Annotated in this window: 2 protein-coding genes and 1 pseudogene; 1 reads left to right on the forward strand and 2 read right to left on the reverse strand. The window is 48.8% G+C overall.

The features are described from left to right. Positions 1–122: 122 nt before the first annotated feature. Positions 123–820 (reverse strand): IS1 family transposase gene (locus DD606_RS24165; protein WP_094106546.1). Its coding sequence is split into 2 segments (ribosomal slippage): positions 123–571 and positions 571–820, totalling 699 coding nucleotides; the frame shifts between segments, so codons are not numbered across the junction. Between the two features lie 888 nt (positions 821–1,708). Here DD606_RS24165 and DD606_RS26575 point away from each other — a divergent pair. Further along, positions 1,709–1,804 (forward strand): annotated as a pseudogene (locus DD606_RS26575) (plasmid mobilization relaxosome protein MobC); the annotation flags it as partial. Positions 1,805–2,368: 564 nt separating this feature from the next. Here DD606_RS26575 and DD606_RS24175 read toward each other — a convergent pair. Then, positions 2,369–2,557 carry a Rop family plasmid primer RNA-binding protein gene (locus DD606_RS24175; RefSeq protein ID WP_024157493.1) on the reverse strand — a complete coding sequence of 63 codons (189 nt, stop codon included), beginning with the start codon at positions 2,555–2,557 and terminating at the stop codon, positions 2,369–2,371. Between the last annotated feature and the right edge of the window lie 999 nt (positions 2,558–3,556).

Raw genomic sequence — 3,556 nt, forward strand, 5'->3', positions numbered from 1 at the left:
AAAAAAATACACCAGTTATTATTGTGGCTATATTATTTCATGAGTAAACAAATATGTCAGGCGTATATTTGTTTACTCAAATTGCTTGTTTTTTAGTCATCGTGATGGGTAATGACTCCAACTTACTGATAGTGTTTTATGTTCAGATAATGCCCGATGACCTTGTCATGCAGCTCCACCGATTTTGAGAACGACAGTGACTTCCGTCCCAGCCTTGCCAGATGTTGTCTCAGATTCAGGTTATGTCGCTCAATGCGCTGCGTATATCGCTTGCTGATAACGTGCAGCTTTCCCTTCAGGCGTGATTCATACAGCGGCCAGCCATCCGTCATCCATACCACGACCTCAAAGGCCGACAGCAGGCTCAGAAGACGCTCCAGTGTGGCCAGAGTGCGTTCACCGAAGACGTGCGCCACAACCGTCCTCCGTATCCTGTCATACGCGTAAAACAGCCAGCGCTGACGTGATTTAGCACCGACGTAGCCCCACTGTTCGTCCATTTCAGCGCAGACAATCACATCACTGCCCGGTTGTATGCGCGAGGTTACCGACTGCGGCCTGAGTTTTTTAAGTGACGTAAAACCGTGTTGAGGCCAACGCCCATAATGCGTGCACTGGCGCGACATCCGACGCCATTCATGGCCATATCAATGATTTTCTGGTGCGTACCGGGCTGAGAGGCGGTGTAAGTGAACTGTAGTTGCCATGTTTTACGGCAATGAGAGCAGAGATAGCGCTGATGTCCGGCAGTGCTTTTGCCGTTACGCACCACGCCTTCAGTAGCGGAGCAGGAAGGACATCTGATGGAAATGGAAGCCACGCAAGCACCTTAAAATCACCATCATACACTAAATCAGTAAGTTGGCAGCATTACCCGGATTTGAGAGTCGCAAACCCATATTAGGGCAAAGAAAGCCTAATGCCCCCGTGGTGGGTACACCAGAAAACGGGGAGCGAAGCGACCAGCATCAGGCCGTTCGTATGCTGCTTCGATTTTGTGGGTGTTGCGCCAGACCTTGGCAATCACGCTTCACCGCAACCGCTGCCTTCACTCTCACTTTATCAGGTACGTTATTGGTTAACGTGAGACCGGGTAGAGCCAGCTTCTTTCCCGAGCTGGTCAGGTTCCCACCGCTTGCCTGTTTATCCTGCCGGAGTCCGGGGCGTAGACCTGAGAGTCAAGGTGCAGATATGGGTTTAATGTCGTTGAATGGTATTAAGCTGGTAGTGACATTCCTAGCCAGCCCTGCTAGGATTTGATTGCGGTCTGATCCGAGCAGGTATCTGCACGAATTAGAGTACTCAAGCCCTGTGATTCTGTCACGGGGCTTTTGTACATCTAGAGCCAGAAAAATCATTATCACTCAGTCAGATCACCGCAACGCCCGCCACAGCTTCATGACCGAACGTAGTGAGCGAATGAGCGAGGAGGCGTCATTTTCACCGTCCGCCCATCATTCTGCTTATGCTTCGAAGCCGCATTTTCCTCTGCCACATAGCCCGATTTCTGTCAATTTCCGCACAGTGTTAAAATAGATAAGCCAGTATACACTCCGCTAGCGCTATGTGACTGGTTCAGGGCTGCGCCCCGAAACCCGCCAAAAGCCTGACGCGCCTGCGGCTTGTCCAACCCCGCGCCGACCGGGAAAGGGTTTCCCGCCCGTCACGGCGTTATCAGGAGACTGGTTTGTCCGAGAAACGGAACAAGATACTCACCATGTGGGTGACGGAGGATGAGTACCGGCTACTGCTGGAACGCTGCGGGGGTACACAGCTTTCTGCATGGGTGCGCCCGTCTGCTATGTCTGTTCCTCCTAGTTTTGGTGGGTGCTTATATCTCTGCTCAATGGCATAACATGTCACTATTAACCGCGATGCTAAAGCGGGCTGTTTTTCACAGTATTACCGGCTCCCGTGCCGGTTTTTTTTCTTACCGGAAGGGACTTCGTGTTTATTGATGTTCTGATTTTCGGAGGGTGTACTGATCGCCTTGCAAGGGACACGATGAGGATTGTAGCCCGCGAGGAAGGAAAGACTTACGACGAGGTACTTTCTGACATCAGGGAAGGTGGGGCAGATGAGCTGACCCAGATACATTTCTGGCGTGTCGTTAGTGCATTATATCCCGGGGCATTTAACCGTATTGATTACCTCTCTGAGTCTCGGAAATACCGTCTCTGGTTATCCTGATTTTTAATCTCGTCACTGCTTGCTTACAGTTCCAGTCTGTATTGTCTGCATTTTTCTTTCATACTGAGTGCCTCACGACCCGTAATAAATTCCGTGTCCGTTCATCCTTGAGCGACGACTGGAGGATGAAGATCTCTCAAAAGATGATGTGGATGCCATGATGCAGGCGACGGAAAGGCTAAGCCGTTATGTCTGATTCCAGTCGGGCGCTGAGCTTCCGGTAAAGCGCTTCGGCCTGCTCATGCAGCTGTTCGCAGTCTGTCGCTTCGTCATCGAAGTCGAGCAGGTCAATTCTTTCCAGCAGGAGGAGTGTCTGGGCGCGGATAAATTTAGCTATGTTGAGAACGGCGGATTCCTGGCGGTTCATGTGTGTTTTCCTGTGTCTTGTGATGATTTTGATGTGAAAACAGGATGCCGTCATTCTGGTGCATAGTCATGCATGGCGTTAAAATTTACCTGGCACGTTTCTGGCGGCTTTTCGGGTGGTTTGTTACCTGTTTTACCGTACCGCCGTCAGAAACGCCCTGAGGGCGCCTGAGGCGGTGCGGGCAACGGATGTTATGGTAAATCCGGTGGCTTTGACGTGCCTGCCGTTGTGTACCGTCGTGAGTGAAAATAATTATATTGTTCGAAGAACAGCGCTTTTTGGCCGGAGAAAAGCAGTTCTGCAAACGATGGTATATCGATATGAGTTCTTTTGGCATTAATCCAGGCAAGACGCCGGGCAATAAGCGTAATATTCCGGGTGTTACTTATTTCCATTTCTGTCAACAGCATCCCCCCCCACGCCGGAGAATAAAAAAGCCGCCTGTTCCAGCGGCAAGCCCTACATCAAGGGAAACTACGTCTTACGATTCGTTTTGAACCGGGACGCTTTGTTGCTGCGAATCACTAACCAGATAATCCACGTTTTGTGAGTGGGTTTAGGTTAAGGCTTCAATAGAACAATAATAACGTTAAGTGATTAGGGCAACCTGTGATTGCTAAAATGATGAAGTCTTCACATCATTTCGGTGAAGGCGATATGTGTTACACCACGTATTGAGAGACCTGCATGCCCTTTACAGGTGAACGGGAACGGGAATAGAGCGGCGATTTAGCCAGAGATGGGTTTCATAACACTGTAATTCATATCACAATTATTATAACTGGCGGTATTTTTTTAACCTTTGCAATTCGTTTTATCTGATGTTTATGATAATTTTCAAAAAGTTGGCCCCCTGACATCACCGGGAGCCAAAAAAAATACACCAGTTATTATTGTGGCTATATTATTTCATGAGTAAACAAATATGTCAGGCGTATATTTGTTTACTCAAATTGCTTGTTTTTTAGTCATCGTGATGGGTAATGACTCCAACTTACT

This window comes from Enterobacter cloacae complex sp. GF14B (assembly GCF_004136805.1).
Lineage (GTDB): Bacteria > Pseudomonadota > Gammaproteobacteria > Enterobacterales > Enterobacteriaceae > Enterobacter > Enterobacter hormaechei_C.

What these genes read in the sequence shown, in the direction of transcription:
- DD606_RS24175 (WP_024157493.1), bottom strand. Translation starts at nt 2,557, where the DNA reads ATGAACCGCCAGGAATCCGCCGTTCTCAACATAGCTAAATTTATCCGC.